We start from the raw sequence: 16,994 nt of genomic DNA on the forward strand, positions 1-16,994 counted from the left end.
CTTAAAAAGCGCCGTGACAAAAAGAGGGGAATCAATCCACCCGGTGAACGGCCTCATCGCTGGGAGATCGGACCGTCAGACGACCATGATCGACGCACCCTCCCGACAATTGCGTCGCACGACATCAGGAATACAGCTTGAAATCTGCCCGTTCTCAGCTACCGCGATAGGTCGAATACCCGAAAGGAGAGACCAGGAGCGGCACGTGATAATGACCCGCGCCTGTCATGCCGAAATCGATCTGCACCTCGTCCAGAAAAGGAGGTTCCGGCAAGACATGCCCATGCGCCCTGAAATATGCAGCCACGGCAAAGCGCAGCACATAAGCGCCTGCGGTCACACCAATGGCCTTCAGTTCGGCGCAACGTCCATCGCTATCGGTCATACCGGAAAAGAGAACGCGGTCGTCATGCAGCAATGTCACACGCATTCCTGCAGCGGGACGGCCGCTTGCCGTATCGAGAACATGAGTTGAGAGTGTGGTCATGATCCTGTCTTGTCCTTCAGGCGCAACAAGGCAATCTGATCGATCTGGTCGAGCGCCTCGGCCAGCTCTGCCTCGGGCGTCTGCTCGAGACGCCGTTCTATTTCCTGCCGAATCCGCTCCTTCGTGGCCCGACGCACGCAAATGACGAAGGGCATGTCGAAACGTGCCTGATAGGCATCATTCAGAGCCCGGAACGAGATGAACTCAGCCTCGGTCAGCCGGTCGAGCCCGGCCCCTTCCTGCTCGGAAGCGGAAAGCGCTCCAAGATCAGGATCGACACCGAATTTTCTGGCAAGCTCGGGATGCGCCTTTACCAGGGCTTTCTGCCTGTCAGACGACGCCTCACGCACGATACGCGACGTCGCTTCAATGAAAGCCTGCGCGCTGTCGAAAGGCGCCTGCGGCCAGGCGGCATCGACGATCCAGGGGCTGTGTTCATAAAGATCGCCGAATCGCGCGACGAAATTCTCGCGGTTTTCTGCGCCGATCATGCCGGGTGCTGCTCCAGCCAGTGACGCGCTATATCGAGGCGCGTTGCGACCCACACATCGTCATGCGCCCGCACATGATCCAGAAAGCGCTTCAGCGCCAGGGCACGCGCAGGGCGCCCTGCCAGACGACAATGCAGACCGACGGACATCATGCGCCCTCCTTCCTGATAGAGTATATCGAAGCTGTCACGCAGATAGCGGAAGAACTGCTCGCCTTCGGTAAAACCGTTGAGAGCCACAAGCTTCATGTCGTTCACATCGAGCGTATAGGGCACAATAAGCTGCGCCTTGCCGTAGCGGCGATCATAGTAAGGCAGATCGTCGGCATAGGAATCAGCATCATAAACAAAGCACCCCTCCTGTGCGACGATCCTGGCCGTGTTGGGGCTGGTGCGGCCCTGATACCAGCCTAGGGGAGCTGCCCCCGTGACTTCCTTGTGCAGCCTGATCGCCTCACGGATATGCTTGCGCTCCTCAGCCTCAGGAATATCCTGATAGTCGATCCAGCGCAGTCCGTGAGAGGCGATCTCCCAGCCCGCCGCCTGCATGGCAGCCACGGCATCCGGATTACGCGAGAGCGCCATGGCGACACCGAAAACGGTCAGGGGCAGACCCGCTTCGGTAAAAAGACGGTGCAGGCGCCAGAAACCGGCGCGCGAGCCATACTCGTAAAGGCTCTCCATCTGCATGCATCGCGCACCCGAAATCGACCGAGTGCCAACCATCTCCGAGAGAAACGCCTCAGACCCGTTATCGCCATGAAGAATGTTATTCTCGGCGCCTTCTTCGTAATTCAGCACGAACTGCACGGCGATACGTGCCTTGCCGGGCCAGTTCGCCTCAGGAGGATGGGCACCATAGCCCAGAAGATCGCGTGGATAACCCTCTTTCATGCCTCTGTCCCTTCCGTGGCTTACAGCGCTGCCACGCCGCCGTCGCTACGCGGGTCGGTAGCGCCTTCAAGCGTTCCGTCCTCATAGCGCCGAATGGCACCGGCATGACCCATTGCCGTGGCAAAAGGCGTCAGACTCTCGACGTCGTGACCAAGATCGCGCAGACCGTCGAGCAATTCCGGGGCGAAACGCGTTTCCATCTTGAGCGTGGTCGTTGTTTCACCCCAGGTGCGACCCAACAGCCAGCGCGGCGCGGTAATCGCCTCCTGCAGGCTCAATCCGGCAATGACATTGCGCGCCACAATGGCCGCCTGTGTCTGGGGCTGCCCCTCCCCACCCATTGTACCGTAAGACAGAAGGCTTCCGTCGTTGAGCGCCGCCATGGCGGGGTTGAGCGTATGAAAAGGCTTGCGACCAGGAACGAGGCTGCGCAGGCGACCCGGCCGGAGATCGAAACTCGCCCCGCGATTCTGCCAGACAAGCCCGCTCTCGGGCAGCACAATCCCGGACCCGAATTCGAAATAGAGGCTCTGGATCATGCTGACAGACCAGCCCTTCGCATCCATCACACCAAACCAGGTCGTATCGCCCTGCTCGACCGGATGTGGCCAGGGTGCCGCGCGATCCAGATCGATTCTGGCCGCCATGGCATCAAGGGCGGCGCTGTCTGACAGCAAAGCCTGAGGCGACGTCTCCATGATCGCCGGATCGGCGATCTTCTGATCACGCCAGATGAAGGCAGCCTTGGTGGCTTCGGCCCAGCGATGGATATCCTCAACCGTATCCGCCCCCTTCACCCCAAGCCTCTCTGCAAGGGCCAGAATGAGGAGGGACGCCGCCCCCTGTGTCGGTGGGTTGACGTTGAAAAACCGTCCATGATGAAGCTGCGTCTCGAGCGGTGCTGAAACTACAGCTTCATGATGGTTCAGATCGTCGAGCCCGACAGGTGAACCACAGGCGGCAAGCTCTGCTGCAATCAGATCGGCGAGCTTGCCGTGATAGAAATCGCCAAGCCCCGCCGTGGCGAGACGCTTGAGTGTCCGCGCCAGTGCCGGGTTGCGATGGATGCTCCCCGCTATCGGCATGTCACCGAAGGGGAGAAACAACGCGCTGAAATTGGGCATGTAGCTCAGCACATCGAGATGCGCCGCCATGAGCCCGGCCATGCTTTCTGTCACCACCATACCGTGCTCGGCATGGTCGATGGCATCGGCCAGAAGTGTCGTGAGTGGCAGGCTACCACCGGCATAGGCAAGCGCCTGACTCCACCCGGCAACAGTTCCTGCCACTGTATTGGCGGCCAGGCCGCCGCGCCAGGGCACGGCATCAAGGCCGCTATAGAGTTCGGGTGTCGCGTTCTGGGCCAGTCTGCCACAGGCATCAATCGCCAGCATGGCCCCGTCGGGCCTGCGGATAATCCAGAACCCGTCTCCACCAAGCCCCGTCATATGCGGATAGACAACCGAGAGAGTCGCCGCGACGGCTACGGCTGCCTCGACGGCATTACCGCCCTGTTTGAGAATATCCCTTCCCGCCTGAGCGGCAAGATGATGCGGGGCGGTCACCATTCCCTTGCGGGAGCGCGCACTGAAAAGCATCAATCCTCCAGAATTCGCGCACGGGCCAGCCCCGATCGCTCAAGAGCTTCGCCAAAAGCGATGAGCCGGTCTTCACGTCCCGGCGCCGCGATGATCTGCGCGCCAAGCGGCAGCCCCTCAACCGCGAGCGGCACAGTGAGAACCGGAAACCCAGCCAGCGTGAGAGGCTGGGTGTAGAGACCCAGATTGGCGCGTGCCGGTACCGCCTTGCCACCAATCATGAGCACCGGCGCCTCGATGCGCGGTGCCTCACCGACGACGGCAGGCGCGATCAGAAGATCCGTTGTCTCGAAGGCCTCATGCATCCGGTCACGAAACCAGCGACGCAGCTTATGCGCCCTGAACACAACCGGTGCCGGAACAAGCGCTCCGGCGAGAAGGCGATCGCGCACTGCAGGATCATAAAGCGCCGCCTGACGACGCAACCGGTCGAGATGCAGCCCGCCACCTTCCGAAGCGCTGATGACAAAAGCAGCCGCACGGGCTGCTGGGACCTCGGGAAGCTGTATTTCACGCCCGACATCCAGAGCACGACACAACCCGGCAAGCGCCGCCTCCATTTCCGGCGATACATCGGTGGCAAACCATCCGCCCAGTCGCGCCAGACGCAACCCGTCCGTGTCGACCCGGGCGAGCGTTTGGCCTGTCAGCGCCTCCATCATGAGGCGCATATCGCCAGCGCTAGCTGTGAAGGGCCCAACCGTGTCGAGACTGGCCACGAAAGGAAAGGACCCTTCGGTTGGCAAAAGGTTCTGTGTAGCGCGCAATCCCCATACACCACAGAGCGACGCGGGAACACGGATGGAGCCATTCGTGTCCGACCCAAGGGAGAGCGGAAAATACCCGGCAGCGACACCGGCTGCCGACCCACCTGAAGATCCCCCTGCCAGACGGGTTGTATCGTGCGGGTTGTGAGTCAGACCGTAATGCGCATTATCGGTTGCAAAGCCGTAAGCGAATTCATCCATATTGGTCGTGGCGAGCGGGATCGCACCGGCCGCAATCAGACGACGTACAAGCAGGGCATCCTGAGTGGCTGGAGGCTCATTGGCCAGCACATGTGAGCCCGCTGTCGTGACAAGCCCCTCGACATCGAACAGGTCCTTGATGCCGAACGGCACACCAGCCAGAGGCCCGGGATCGCCCCCGCTGGCCACGACCGCATCGATATGGCGTGCCTGGTCGAGCGCCCGCTCGGCAAGCAGACGCGTGACCACATTGAGAGCCCCGTCACGCGCGATCACCCGGTCGAGACCGAACGTGATGACGGAAACCGCGGAGCGTTCTCCGGATCTGACCGCCCGCGCGAGTTCCGTTGCTCTCATGGATGATACTCGTAGGCTGGCTCAAGCCGCTCAGGCAGATCGACGGCGTTTATCAATGCCTCGTACTGCCCGATAAGCGCCAGATTACGCATGATCTCGGAACGATATTCTTCTGGAACGGTCAGGTCGAGCGCAGCAGCGCGCGCCACGAGTTGCTCTTCAGCTGTCATGCCTGCTCCTCACCCTGTCGGCCGAGGCTGACCAGTTCTTCAGTGTCGTAGGAGAGCAGGCTCTCAAGATGCTTTTCGCCATCCTGCACGAAGAGATCGCAGGCAATCGCCCGGGCAAGCCTGTCGACGCCGTAGCGCATGCCGCTGATCGAAGCGCCCGAAAGCCCCATGCTCGGCGTCGCGGCGAAGGTGAAATTATAGATCGCACCCAGCATTGCGGCGTCAGGATGCGCCGCATCACGAGGCAGGAACTGACTTTGCGGGCTGAGATAGGGGTAGGAATCGAGCACAGCGCTCTCTTCTCCCGCCGGGGCGGTAAAACGATCACCCCAAAGCGCGATATTGGACGCAAAGGACGAGGTTTCGGAACGCTTGCTGAAATCGATCACAAAACCCGTACCGATGATCAGAAAGTCGAATGTCTTTTCACCATGGGGCGTTTTCACGATCACGGTTTCGCCATCGCAACGGGCATCAAGCCAGGGCGTGTCGCCGTGAAAGCTGAATCCGTCATGACGGCTGCACCGCCAGAACGTATCCTGCGGCGGAGGCTGGTTGAGATCAAAAATACGACGCATGAAACGCCAGCGCGTCAGATCCGGGAGCGACGGAAAATGGCCGAGGAAGCCGGCATTTTCCATCCAGCGATACGGGTTGATGCGCGGCAGGGTCTTGCGGCGGATACAGACAGCAACCGATTGCGCCCCGGCTTCGAGCGCCGTCGCGGCATTGTCGAACGCAGACGCCCCGCCGCCCAGCACGCCAACCCGCTTGCCACGCAGAGCTTCGAAGTCGATTTCCTGATGCGTATGGGCATAAAGATGGGCTGGTACCGACTCACGAATGAAGTCGGGCACATGCCACGATCCGCTACCCTCGATACCAGTCGCCAGCACGATGCGACGCGCCCAGACCTCGCTGATTTCGCCATCCTGCGACCGGAAGGTGAGATGCAGCAACCCGTCCTGCCACACGACATCGGCGAGTTCACGATCATGCTGCACTGGCAAGGCGAGCGTCTCGCTATACCAGTCGAGATAGGCCTGCCAGTCGCGTCGGTCGATCTTGTCGAGCGAGACCCAGGCAGCTTCTCCGTAGCGCGCCTCAAACCATGAGCGTGGGGTCAGAGAGGGAATACCCAGATCGGGCCCGGTCACATGCTTGGGCGTACGCAGGGTAATCATCCGGGCGAACGTTACCCATGGACCTGCCTTGCCATGCTGTGCCCGCTCGAACACGCGCACATTATGTACGCCGATGCGACGGAGGGCGAAGCTTGTCGCCAGACCGCCCTGACCGCCACCAATCACTGCGACATCGAGAACCGGCTCGCCATGATGCGTCAGAACTGACGAAACCCACGGCCCTGAGGCATAGGCGATTTTCTCGAGATCCTCATGAACCTGTCTGGTGAGGGCTTTGAGCGCGTCATTCTGCATGTCAGGGGACCCGATAGAAGGGATTGGGAAGAAGGAAACCGCGTTCGGCATAGCCACCGGCAAGATCCGATGGCTGGTCACCGATATTGGCGATGATGTGATAGCCGTCCTGCTCGATTTTCTGGCGGGCCGCGCTCTTGTAGTTCGACGCTGAAGCCGTGTGGCTTCCATCGGGACGCAGAACCAGACCGGCCCAGTTGTGATAGCCGGACGCCTCGAGATTTCGGGCCGTCTCGGTGCGCTCACGCTCATAACGACCGGTCACAAAAAACACCGCAACGTCATGCTGCTGGGCCATCCCATAAAGGGCGAGCATCGCAGGAAACGCTTCGGCCTTTGCCGTCTGCTCCCATGCCTCGACACCGCAAGGACCCTTGGGCAGCGTGTCGCATCGCCCCTCACGGAAATAGGCAAACTGGTTGGCGGCTATTTCAGGCCAGTTCGACAGAGATGTCTCGTCGATATCGAGAACAAGCGCAGGTCTTCTGACATGCGCGGCGCGCAAACGCACCCATTCCGACGCCTCCTGGATCACCGAGGCAAAATCGCGCTCATAGGTGCCGCTGTCGTGATAGGCCTTTGCGGCAATGGCGGCATCGCCCACATTGACCGGCACGGCATGCGCGGTGACGGCGCCCAGAGCCGGAGCGCAAAGCATAGCGGCAATAAGCGCGCCCCTGCCCACGGAACGCCATCGCCCAAACGCGGACCGGCATGGTTGAACTGTCGCACAACTCACGTGATGACCAACTCCTGCATACGATCTCTTACGGTCTGACCCTCATCTTTGCTTTCCGGAGCGACGAGCGCAACCTCGCTCTTCGTCACTGCGTGAAAGCACTCTTGGATGGTATACCAATCAGGTACGGTATTAACATCTCGTTCTTTAAGTGAAACAGATCCTTACCCTGACGTCCAGCCCCGAAAACAGGTCCGGTCGCAGATACGTGTAATGTCGCTTCGATCAAAGTTTAACGAATAGCTTTGCAACTACTTGAAAAAACCACAATTACAAACTATCCGAAAGCGATAGGTTTTACCGAAATCAGGAGTTCGTTTTGGGCGTCCCGCGCGAAATAGCAGTCGTCACCATATTGGAAGCCGCCCGGAAAATCTTTTCTGAACATGGCTTTAGCGGAGCCAGCATTGCTGCCGTCGCCCGAGAGGCAGGCATACCCAAAGCCAATATCCATTACTATTTCTCTACAAAGGAAATACTTTACCACGAAGTACTGCACCGGACCGTGCAGGAATGGCTTGGCGATTGCGAGACATGGCTCCGGCCCGAATCATCGGCTGATACGGCGCTGCGCGGCTATGTCATGTCGAAGCTTGCTTTCTCCCGCATCAATCCGCATGCGTCACGACTTTTCGCGCATGAAATCCTCGGGGGCGCGCGCCATCTGGGCGGTTATCTCTCGACCACGCTGCGCGACGCAATCCACCCCTTCAAGGAAACTTTCGAGACATGGATGGCCCGTGGAGAAATTCCCAAAGGTGATCCGACCCATTTCCTTTTTTGTCTGTGGGCCATGACCCAATGGTATGCCGACATGCAGCCGCAGGTGACGGCATTGCTCGAAAAAGAGACGCTCGAGGAAAGCGATTTCCAGGTTGCAGCCGAGACCATTCTGTCTCTCGTCCTGCGCAAGACGGCCTGAGAGAACATAACCCTGGCCCGCCCCATTCATTCCTTGGAAGCAGACTCATCAACCGGGGTCTTTATGGGTGAAGAAAGACGGGTATTCGGGGCTGCTTTGACCACCACTGGTCGCGGCATCACGTTCACGCGTTCGTAGCGCCCCTCGACGCCTCTCCCCGGTTGTCCATCTCCCTCGGTCAGTTATGCTCCACACGATAATCGCCTGTTTCACGGGCAGAGCCGACAGAACCGGCGCTGTAGTCCGTGAGGCACGATACGCAGCAGAATGCGACCAGAGGATCGAGGAAGGATCACGACATGACGGATCAGGACCATACCCTCATGGGCAACAGCGCCATCGATTCAGACGCTCTGTGGCAAGACATCATGGAGACGGCGCAGTTTGGCGCAACCGAGAAAGGCGGACTCTGTCGCCTCGCCCTAAGTGCCGAAGATCGGCAGGTGCGAAACTGGTTTACACAGACAGCCGAAGCACTCGGGGCTACAGTCACGTCAGATGATATGGGCAACCAGTTTGCCCGTTTCGAGGGCACCGAGCCGGGCCTCGCCCCTATCGCAATCGGCAGTCATCTCGATACGCAGCCCACAGGTGGCAAATACGATGGCATTATCGGCGTGCTGGGCGGAATTGCCGTTCTGCGTACGCTGAAGGAAAGCGGGCGTCGCCTTCGCCATCCCGTCGAGATCGTCAACTGGACCAATGAGGAAGGAGCACGGTTCGCGCCTGCCATGCTGAGTTCTGGCGTTTTCGCGAAGATCTTCACAGCTGATTTTGCAAAAAGTCGCGTCGATGCGGAAGGTACACGCTTTGACGCCGCACTCGCCTCGATCGATGCGGCAGGCGACGAACCCTGCGGCGAACATCCTCTCGCCGCCTATCTTGAACTGCATATCGAGCAAGGCCCTATGCTTGAAGCAGAACACTGCACGATCGGTGTCGTGACCGGTGTGCAGGGCATGCGCTGGTATGAAGTGACGGTAACGGGTCGCGACTCCCATGCTGGCACGACACCGATGACCATGCGGGCCGATGCGCTTCAGGCGGCCTCACGCCTCATGGCCAGCGTACAGGAGATCGCGCTCAATCGCCCGCCCCACGCTGTCGGGACGGTTGGCATGGTGACGGTCAAGCCAAACAGCCGCAACACCATTCCCGGAGAGGTCATTTTCAGCGTCGATCTGCGTGACCCGAATGATGATGTGGTCATTGCCATGGAGAACAGCTTCCGCGATCGCGCCGGGGCGCTGTCGCGCGAATACGGGGTCAGCATCGGTATTCGTGAAATCTGGGACTCGCCGGCCGTGCATTTTGACCAGCGCCTGATCGACGCTGTTTCCTTCGCAGCCCGCGCGCAACATCTGCCGTCACGCGAGATCACCTCGGGCGCAGGCCATGACGCGGCCTATCTCGCCCGCATCGTCCCGACAACCATGATCTTCGTTCCCTGCGCTGGCGGCATAAGCCATAATGAAAGCGAATCTGCCACGCGCGAGGATATTGCTGCCGGGGCGAATGTTCTGCTGCAGACATTGTTCATTGCAGACAGGCAGCTCGACCCCGGCTCGTCTTCAGGCAGCTGATTTACGCCGATAAAACAGCACGATCAGGAAGGCGATCAGCGCCACGGCGGTGCCACTGACCGACACCGCCCCGTAGCCGAGACCGTGTGAGAGCACCGCGCCACCCAGCCAGGCGCCAAGTGCGTTGCCGAGGTTGAACGCTCCGATATTGACCGAGGATGCGAGGGCTGGCGCCTCATGCGCTGCCTGCATCGTGCGCATCTGGAGCGCAGGCATGATGGCAAAAGACGCCGCGCTCCAGACCAGGATACCGGCTATTGCGCCAAGGGATGAGGCTGCAAGCATCGGGTAAACGAGCATGATTCCCCCGAGAACCGGCAGCATGGTCAGAAGGGCAAAGCGCGTCGAGCGATCGGCAAGCCGCCCACCAAGTGCAGCACCGATGCTGAATCCTACCCCGATGGTCATCAGCGCCAGCGTCACGAGCGCGTCGCTTGCATGGGTGATGCTGTGCAGGAACGGTGCAATATAGGTGTAGAGCACGAACATGATCCCGGCGCCGAGTGTCGTGACTGTAAGGGCCAGCAATACCTCCCCACCCAGCAGGACACGCAATTCACCCAGGATATCAGGCTTGGGCGAACGCCCTCTTGGCGGGAGCGCGATGGAAAGCGCCAGAACGGCCAGCGCGCCGAGCAGGGCTGTCACGAGAAAGGCGCTGCGCCAGCCCATCGTGTCCCCAAGCCAGGTGGCTGCGGGCACACCGAAGATATTGGCGATGGTCAGCCCCAGAAACATGGACGCAACCGCTGAGGCCCGCTTCTCTGGCGCGACGACGCTCGAAGCCTCGACCGCGCCAAGACCGAAAAACGCACCGTGAGACAGGCTTGTGACAACCCGCCAGAACATGAGCAGCGCATAGCTGTGGCTCAGCCCGGCGCCGAGATTACCGATGATATAAAGCCCCATGAGCCCTATCAGCGCTGCCTTTCGCGACATGGCCCCCAGAAGCAATGTCATGATCGGCGCGCCGATCATGACGCCAAACGCATAGGCGCTGACGAGCCCCCCGGCCTTGGGCACACTGACATGCAGATCCTGCGCGATAACGGGCAGCAGACCCATCGGCGTGAACTCGGTCGTGCCAATCGCGAAAGCGCCAACAGCGAGCGAGAATAATGCGATACGCGGCGATGCCATCATGCCTCCAGAATATTTAAAGCTCACGCAACTTCTTCTTACTTTTCAGATCGTGCCGGTCATGCCACGACTTTACCGAGTGACCTCGCAACAGGAGCCGGAAAGAAGGCCATGAATTCCCATAACGCCGACAGCAATCTCGACGCCCTCTGGCTTCCTTTTACGGCCAATCGCCAGTTTCGCGACTCACCCCGCATGCTCGTCTCTGCAAAAGGCATGTACTACCGTGACGATAAAGGGCGTGAAGTGCTCGATGGTTGCGCCGGGCTCTGGTGCGTCAACGCCGGTCATGGTCAGCCACGCATCGTCGAGGCCGTGCAGAAAGCCGTCGCGACGCTCGATTTTGCCCCGGCCTTCCAGATGGGTCATCCCCTCGCCTTCCAGGCGGCCGATCGCATTGCCCGCCTCGCCCCGAATCCTCTGAACCATGTGTTCTTCTGCAATTCCGGTTCGGAAGCTGGTGATACCGCGCTCAAGATCGCCATTGCCTATCACCGCCTGCGCGGCGAAGGCACCCGCACCCGGCTGATCGGCCGCGAGCGTGCCTATCATGGTGTCGGGTTTGGCGGCATTTCTGTTGGTGGCATCTCTGGCAACCGCAAGCTCTACGGCTCGCTTCTGACCGGTGTCGATCACCTTCCCCATACGCTCGACCTTCGTCGCAATGCGTTTTCGCGCGGTCTGCCCGAGCATGGGGCAGAGCTGGCAGATGATCTGGAGCGGATCGTGGCGCTGCATGACGCCTCGAATATCGCTGCCGTCATTGTCGAGCCGATGGCCGGATCGACCGGCGTTCTGCCCGCACCCAAAGGCTATCTCAAGCGCCTGCGCGAGATCTGCACGAAGCATGGCATCGTGCTGATTTTTGATGAAGTGATCACAGGCTTCGGCCGTCTTGGTGCTTCTTTTGCTGCAGAAAAATATGGTGTCGTGCCTGACATCATGACCGTCGCCAAAGGGATCACCAACGGCACCATTCCGATGGGCGCCAACATCGTATCCGACGAGATTTTCAACGCCTTCATGCAGGGGCCGCGTGAAGCGATCGACCTGCCCCATGGCTACACCTATTCGGCCCATCCGATTGCCTGCGCTGCCGCTATCGCCACGCTCGATACCTATGCGGAAGAGCATCTCTTCGAGCGTGCCGCAGCGCTTTCGCCTTATTTCGAGGAAGCGGCCCACTCGCTGCGCGATGCACCGCATGTCGTCGATATCCGCAATGAAGGTCTCGTTGCCGGTATCGAACTGGCCCCTCGCAACGCCAAGACCACGCGCGCTTTCGAGGTATTCGAGCGCGCCTTCCATGAAGGGCTCCTGCTGCGTTACACGGGCGATATTCTTGCCATTTCACCGCCACTGATCATTGAAAAGAATGAGATCGACCGGATCTTCGAGATCATCGGCCGTATTCTCAAGACCATCGACTGATACGTCATCCCCCTCCCGCAAGCGGCATAGCCTTGCGGGAGGCTCCAGACTTCAGGCACAGCGCTCAAAGTGCGGAGTCACTGCGTTAATTGACGCGGCCGCCCCTAAAAGAGAGATGGTGCGACCGTCGCGCCTTCGCTGACCGCGCCCGGGAAATCGGCTTGTCACTTCAGGCACTGATCTGAAGGAAAAACCTCCGCTTTCGATCAGCCTCCTGTCGGAAGCCTCACCGATCAGCGCGTTCTCGGGACGGGGGCCTTCATCACAGCGAGACAGGCGTGATCCTGCAATTCCTCGCCTGAAGCGCGATCGCTGCCCTGCGCCACGTCATCAAGCAGGACATAGCCGGAACGCAGCGGCGCCACCACGAGCGTATGGTCACCCATCTCTGTCTCCGGATGCCGGAGCGATGCCGCCAGAACGAGAAACGGCGAGGCATCAAGGGAGGTCAGATAACGTGCCCGATAACGGTGACCATCGAGCGTGTCCGGCAATACCGCCCAGTCGGAGCCAATGCGCGACGCGTCACGATCTAGCGTCGCCCGTATTTCTGGCGCAAGGCAATCCAGATGAATATGCAACTGGTTCTGCGAACGCCCTCTGGCCGAGTTGATTGCCAGGGAAAGCATCGTTTCGGGAACGGGCATTCCGTAGGAGGCACCAACCCGATCGCGATAAGACCATGCTTCGGCAAAGTAATTGGGCTGGTTGGCCTGCAGCAGGGCTGCACTCTCCATTCCGGCCACCTTGTCAGTCGGGATCAGAAGATACTGACCACGCCCTTCGATGGAATGCAGAAGCGCTATATGGCGCGACTCATCGTAGACGGCGCAGGGTGCCGTGCCCTGCGCGCATCTCTGATGCACGATCTTCCAGAGCGCATCAGGATCATGATCCTTGTGCACCACGGTGGCAGCCGAGGCATAGGACACACCCGCAACCAGAGCCCCGCCCAGAATTGCGAGAGGCGATAGAAGGCGCGCGATCAGCACGTGCGTGTCTGTGCCGTCAGGGTCATGCTCTGGGCGAGGCGATCCAGTCTGCGCTTCACACCGCCACCCGCCGCAAAGCTGCTTTGCGAATCATGGCTCAGCCAGAGCGTACCGTCCTCAATGGCGAGCGACGTGTTCTTGAGCAGAGCTGCCGTGCCACCGCAGATCGTATAGGCAAGACGCAGCGCGAAGCCGAGCTGGATGGCGCGATCGCAATCATCGGGTGCGAGCAAGCGACGCGAAACCTCCATCAAGGGATCGGCCGGGTCGGCCTCATAGCGTACGGCCAGGGTCATGGCGACAAAAGCACGTGCCTGATGATCGAAGCCGACACCGTGCATACGCATCACGCGCAGATAGGTCTGTGCCGCCCGATATTCGGGATGATCGAAAGACCCGATATCGGACATGCGGCAGGCCATGTCGCGCAGAGACGTTTCGGAAGGCGTTTCATGCTGGAAGAGCGGCGCGGTCCAGCGTACCAGATCGCCCGGAAGCTCCATGCTGCGGCTGAGACGCTGTGAAGCCTCATCGGCCAGCGCACGACAAGGATCGAGCGAGGCCACGGCCTGACCCACCTTGCGCATATACCACCCCTCGCGGAGCCCATCGACGCTGAAAATGATCTGCGACGGCTGCACGATACGCATCAGGCGACGCAGAACGGTGGCCGAAAAAGGCACATCATCCAGTCGCTTGCGCGGAAAGCCCGGCAGTTTCTCCAGCGTCTTGCGGGGCGTATCGATGAGCCATGTCACCATCTCACGGGCCTCGTCAGCACCGAGCGTGTAGAGATGGACGATATTGAGCGGGTAATGCGTGCGCGCAATCTGCAATCGCGCCAGAGCGCGGAACGCTCCGCCGACCAGATAGAGCGGCTTGCCCTTGAGCGCAGGCAGCCAGTCCACATCGTCGAGATCGGCTTCCACCACTTCACGCGCCCGCTTGAGATCCCCTCCCGAACGATCGGAAAGGCGAATTACGCCGAGCGGCTTGGTGCAGGCCTCATGATGGCGACCATTGGCCACGCGGATCAGTTCAAGCGACCCGCCGCCGATATCGGCCACAACACCATCGGCATAAGGCAGACCACAGAGCACGCCCGTCGCAGCATAATCGGCCTCTTCCTCACCTGACAGGATTCGGATCGGCACGTCAGGCATGCATTCGTGCAGGGTCTCGACAAATTCATGACCATTGCTGGCATCACGCACTGCGGCCGTGGCCAGCACCTCGAAAGGATGGGCGTCCATGGCGCGGGCAATGGCGTTGAACCGGCTCATGACGTCACGCGACAGGCGCAGACCATCCTCATTGAGCCGTCCCGTGTGCTCCAGACCGCGCCCCAGACGCAAGGTCGCCTTCTCGTTGAAGATCGGAACAGGGTTGCGGGTAACACCTTCGAACACAACCAGTCGAACCGAATTCGACCCGAGATCGACGATGGCTGCGCGATGATGGCCTTGGGGCGCGTCAGAACCGGTCACTCTACCCTCTTTCTCAATCTTCGCGGATGCGCTCGGGCCGTTCGCGTCGACCCGCATCCTTGTCCAGCGGTTTTTCCCTCGCTGCCGACCCACGGCCGGAAAGCGAAGGGTTGTGCATGAAATACTCATGCGCCGAGAACGGATTAGCGCCCGGAGACACACGGTGCCAATCCCCTCGTGAGGAAAGCACCCAGCTTTGAAGCGTATCGCGCAGATCCATCGTCATGATCTGGCCCAGTATCTGCGCATGAACCGTCGGATTGAAGATCGGCACCATGGCCTCGACACGACGGTCCATGTTCCGCCCCATCCAGTCTGCCGAGGAAATGAACACCTTTGCCTTGTGCGAGGGCATGCGATGCCCGTTGCCGAAGGCGAAAATGCGCGCATGCTCCAGAAACCGCCCTACGATGGAACGGATCTCGATATTCTCTGAAAGGCCAGGCACGCCCGGGCGCAGGCAGCAGATACCACGTACGATGGCCACCACCTTCACGCCTGCCCGGGAGGCGCGATAAAGCGCATCGATCAGTGACGGATCGACAAGGCTGTTCATCTTCAACCAGATCTTGGCGGGACGACCTGCCTTGGCGTGATCGATTTCGCCATCGATCAGATCCATCAGCGTATCACGCAGCGTGATCGGGGCGAAAGCGAGCGCTTCCATATCCACAGGCGTGGCGTAGCCGGTCATGTAGTTGAACAGCTTGGCCGAATCGCCTGCAAGCTGTGGGTCGCAGGTGAAGAAAGAGAGGTCGGTATAGATACGCGCGGTGATGGGATGATAATTGCCCGTGCCGAAATGCGCGTAGGAGCGCAGCCCGCCAGCTTCACGCCGCACCACGAGGCTCAGCTTGGCATGGGTTTTCAGATGGGTGAAACCGAACACCACCTGGACCCCGGCCGATTCGAGCGAGCGCGCCAGCCGGATATTGGCTTCTTCATCGAAGCGCGCACGCAGCTCGACCATGGCCGTCACGGATTTGCCAAGCTCAGCCGCCTCGATCAGGGCGCGTACGATCGGGCTATCGCGGGACGTACGATAAAGCGTCTGCTTGATGGCCACGACATTGGGGTCGAGCGCGGCCTGCTTGAGGAACTGCACCACCACGTCGAAACTCTCGAAGGGGTGATGCACCACGATGTCCTTGGCGCGAATCGCAGCAAAACAATCGCCGTCATAATCACGAATGCGCTCGGGAAAACGTGGTGTGTAGGGCTTGAACAGCAGATCAGGGCGATCAGAGACGATCATCTGCTTGAGATCGACAACACCGATAATGTCGGGCTGGATGACCACGTCATCCTTGGCGACATCGAGCTCTTCAGCAAATTCGCGCCCCATTCCTTCAGGAATGGACGCATCAAGCGCCAGATGGATACCGACGCCACGGCGGCGCTGCTTGAGCGCGGTCTCATAAGACAGGACAAGGTCTTCGGCCTCGTCCTCGAATTCCACATCCGAGTCACGAATGATACGCAGCACCCCGCCCTCGGCAATCTCCATACCCGGGAAAAGACGCGTGATATGGAGGCGAATCACGTCTTCCAGCAGGACAAAGCGCACATCCGGACGGATATCCGGTTCTTCCTTATGCGGCGCTGGCAGTCGAATGAAGCGATCGATCTGCTGCGGCAGAAGAATAAGCGCGTCCATGGAAAAACCGGGAACGGACGGGTCATTCAGCCTCAGGGCCAGCGCCATTCCCAGATTGGGAATGAAAGGCATGGGATGAGACGGATCGATCGCAAGCGGCGTCAGAACGGGATAGATTTCGTCTTCGAATTTGGCGGCAATGCTCTCGCGCTCGGCTTCGGTCAGCTCATCGCGCGTGCACAGGCGAATACCCGCCTGCGCCAGCTCGCCCCGCAACAAACGCCAGATGCGCTGCTGGGCGGCGAAAAGCTTGGCAGCACTGCGTCTGACACTCGTCAGCTGGCGTGCGGGCGTAAGACCATCAGCTGAAGGGACGACCAGCCCCTCACGCACCTGCCCGACCAGCCCGGCGACACGAACCGAATAGAACTCATCCAGATTACTTGCGCTGATCGACAGAAACCGCAGTCTTTCAAGTAAAGGATGACGGCTGTTTTCGGCCTCTTCAATGACACGCTGGTTGAAATCGAGCCATGAGAGTTCACGATTGATGAATCGCGCGGGCGAGGTCACGATCCCCGGATCGGGAATACGTGCCACGGCCCTCGTCGCCCGGGCGGGACTTGAACGCCTGTTTCGGGCAGTTCGGGGTGCCTTGACCGAGGCAGCCTTTGACTCTTTTTCCGAAGACGACGTCACG

The 16,994-nt window shown here is 60.1% G+C and carries 15 protein-coding genes; 3 read left to right on the top strand and 12 right to left on the bottom strand.

The window, feature by feature from the left end; translation table 11 throughout:
* Positions 1-154: 154 nt before the first annotated feature.
* Genes uraH through AA105894_RS04100 form a run of 8 tightly spaced genes read right to left on the bottom strand, consistent with a single transcriptional unit; the run spans position 155 to position 7,088 of the window.
* Complete coding sequence (uraH, locus tag AA105894_RS04065) at positions 155-487, bottom strand: hydroxyisourate hydrolase (RefSeq protein ID WP_025841837.1); 333 nt, start codon at positions 485-487, stop codon at positions 155-157.
* Complete coding sequence (uraD, locus tag AA105894_RS04070) at positions 484-978, bottom strand: 2-oxo-4-hydroxy-4-carboxy-5-ureidoimidazoline decarboxylase (RefSeq protein WP_267310599.1); 495 nt, start codon at positions 976-978, stop codon at positions 484-486. The genes uraH and uraD overlap by 4 nt, the downstream gene beginning before the upstream one ends.
* A complete protein-coding gene (gene puuE / locus AA105894_RS04075) occupies positions 975-1,871 on the bottom strand; it encodes an allantoinase PuuE (RefSeq protein ID WP_267310600.1) in 897 nt (298 codons plus the stop codon). Before puuE ends, uraD begins: the two co-directional genes overlap by 4 nt.
* Positions 1,872-1,891: 20 nt before the next feature.
* Positions 1,892-3,469 carry a gamma-glutamyltransferase family protein gene (locus AA105894_RS04080; RefSeq protein ID WP_267310601.1) on the bottom strand — a complete coding sequence of 526 codons (1,578 nt, stop codon included), beginning with the start codon at positions 3,467-3,469 and terminating at the stop codon, positions 1,892-1,894.
* Positions 3,469-4,794, bottom strand: coding sequence for an AtzE family amidohydrolase (locus AA105894_RS04085; protein WP_267310602.1), 1,326 nt, complete (start codon positions 4,792-4,794; stop codon positions 3,469-3,471). The genes AA105894_RS04080 and AA105894_RS04085 overlap by 1 nt, the downstream gene beginning before the upstream one ends.
* Entirely contained in the window at positions 4,791-4,964 is a 174-nt protein-coding gene (locus tag AA105894_RS04090) for a DUF4089 domain-containing protein (RefSeq protein WP_267310603.1), read from the bottom strand. The genes AA105894_RS04085 and AA105894_RS04090 overlap by 4 nt, the downstream gene beginning before the upstream one ends.
* Positions 4,961-6,403, bottom strand: coding sequence for an NAD(P)-binding domain-containing protein (locus AA105894_RS04095; RefSeq protein WP_267310604.1), 1,443 nt, complete (start codon positions 6,401-6,403; stop codon positions 4,961-4,963). The genes AA105894_RS04090 and AA105894_RS04095 overlap by 4 nt, the downstream gene beginning before the upstream one ends.
* A gap of 1 nt (position 6,404) precedes the next feature.
* Positions 6,405-7,088 (bottom strand): HAD family acid phosphatase, encoded by a 684-nt coding sequence (locus AA105894_RS04100; protein ID WP_267310605.1) that lies wholly within the window; start codon positions 7,086-7,088, stop codon positions 6,405-6,407.
* A gap of 373 nt (positions 7,089-7,461) precedes the next feature.
* Here AA105894_RS04100 and AA105894_RS04105 point away from each other — a divergent pair, with 373 nt between their 5' ends.
* Positions 7,462-8,064, top strand: a complete 603-nt coding sequence (locus tag AA105894_RS04105; protein ID WP_267310606.1) for a TetR/AcrR family transcriptional regulator — start codon at positions 7,462-7,464, stop codon at positions 8,062-8,064.
* Between the two features lie 299 nt (positions 8,065-8,363).
* Positions 8,364-9,647 (top strand): M20 family metallo-hydrolase, encoded by a 1,284-nt coding sequence (locus AA105894_RS04110; RefSeq protein WP_267310607.1) that lies wholly within the window; start codon positions 8,364-8,366, stop codon positions 9,645-9,647.
* Here the strand turns inward: AA105894_RS04110 and AA105894_RS04115 are convergent.
* Positions 9,636-10,790 (bottom strand): MFS transporter, encoded by a 1,155-nt coding sequence (locus tag AA105894_RS04115; RefSeq protein WP_267310608.1) that lies wholly within the window; start codon positions 10,788-10,790, stop codon positions 9,636-9,638. The two genes, AA105894_RS04110 and AA105894_RS04115, sit on opposite strands and share 12 nt — an antisense overlap.
* A 108-nt stretch (positions 10,791-10,898) precedes the next feature.
* Between AA105894_RS04115 and AA105894_RS04120 the strand changes: the two genes are divergently transcribed.
* Positions 10,899-12,218 (top strand): aspartate aminotransferase family protein, encoded by a 1,320-nt coding sequence (locus AA105894_RS04120; protein ID WP_267310609.1) that lies wholly within the window; start codon positions 10,899-10,901, stop codon positions 12,216-12,218.
* A 233-nt stretch (positions 12,219-12,451) separates the two neighbouring features.
* Here the strand turns inward: AA105894_RS04120 and AA105894_RS04125 are convergent, their stop codons facing one another.
* From AA105894_RS04125 to AA105894_RS04135, 3 genes are read right to left on the bottom strand one after another with little or no spacing between them, the layout of a single operon-like run.
* On the bottom strand, positions 12,452-13,210 hold the full coding sequence (locus tag AA105894_RS04125) for a CDP-diacylglycerol diphosphatase (RefSeq protein ID WP_267310610.1): 759 nt from the start codon (positions 13,208-13,210) through the stop codon (positions 12,452-12,454).
* Entirely contained in the window at positions 13,204-14,754 is a 1,551-nt protein-coding gene (locus AA105894_RS04130) for a Ppx/GppA phosphatase family protein (protein WP_373316716.1), read from the bottom strand. The genes AA105894_RS04125 and AA105894_RS04130 overlap by 7 nt, the downstream gene beginning before the upstream one ends.
* Positions 14,711-16,894, bottom strand: a complete 2,184-nt coding sequence (locus AA105894_RS04135; protein ID WP_267310612.1) for an RNA degradosome polyphosphate kinase — start codon at positions 16,892-16,894, stop codon at positions 14,711-14,713. Before AA105894_RS04135 ends, AA105894_RS04130 begins: the two co-directional genes overlap by 44 nt.
* Positions 16,895-16,994 lie beyond the last annotated feature (100 nt).

Source organism: Asaia spathodeae NBRC 105894 (assembly GCF_025994195.1).
Lineage (GTDB): Bacteria > Pseudomonadota > Alphaproteobacteria > Acetobacterales > Acetobacteraceae > Asaia > Asaia siamensis.

What these genes read in the sequence shown, in the direction of transcription:
- uraH (WP_025841837.1), bottom strand. Translation starts at nt 487, where the DNA reads ATGACCACACTCTCAACTCATGTTCTCGATACGGCAAGCGGCCGTCCC.
- uraD (WP_267310599.1), bottom strand. Translation starts at nt 978, where the DNA reads ATGATCGGCGCAGAAAACCGCGAGAATTTCGTCGCGCGATTCGGCGAT.
- puuE (WP_267310600.1), bottom strand. Translation starts at nt 1,871, where the DNA reads ATGAAAGAGGGTTATCCACGCGATCTTCTGGGCTATGGTGCCCATCCT.
- AA105894_RS04080 (WP_267310601.1), bottom strand. Translation starts at nt 3,469, where the DNA reads ATGCTTTTCAGTGCGCGCTCCCGCAAGGGAATGGTGACCGCCCCGCAT.
- AA105894_RS04085 (WP_267310602.1), bottom strand. Translation starts at nt 4,794, where the DNA reads ATGAGAGCAACGGAACTCGCGCGGGCGGTCAGATCCGGAGAACGCTCC.
- AA105894_RS04090 (WP_267310603.1), bottom strand. Translation starts at nt 4,964, where the DNA reads ATGACAGCTGAAGAGCAACTCGTGGCGCGCGCTGCTGCGCTCGACCTG.
- AA105894_RS04095 (WP_267310604.1), bottom strand. Translation starts at nt 6,403, where the DNA reads ATGCAGAATGACGCGCTCAAAGCCCTCACCAGACAGGTTCATGAGGAT.
- AA105894_RS04110 (WP_267310607.1), top strand. Translation starts at nt 8,364, where the DNA reads ATGACGGATCAGGACCATACCCTCATGGGCAACAGCGCCATCGATTCA.
- AA105894_RS04115 (WP_267310608.1), bottom strand. Translation starts at nt 10,790, where the DNA reads ATGATGGCATCGCCGCGTATCGCATTATTCTCGCTCGCTGTTGGCGCT.
- AA105894_RS04120 (WP_267310609.1), top strand. Translation starts at nt 10,899, where the DNA reads ATGAATTCCCATAACGCCGACAGCAATCTCGACGCCCTCTGGCTTCCT.
- AA105894_RS04130 (WP_373316716.1), bottom strand. Translation starts at nt 14,754, where the DNA reads ATGCGGGTCGACGCGAACGGCCCGAGCGCATCCGCGAAGATTGAGAAA.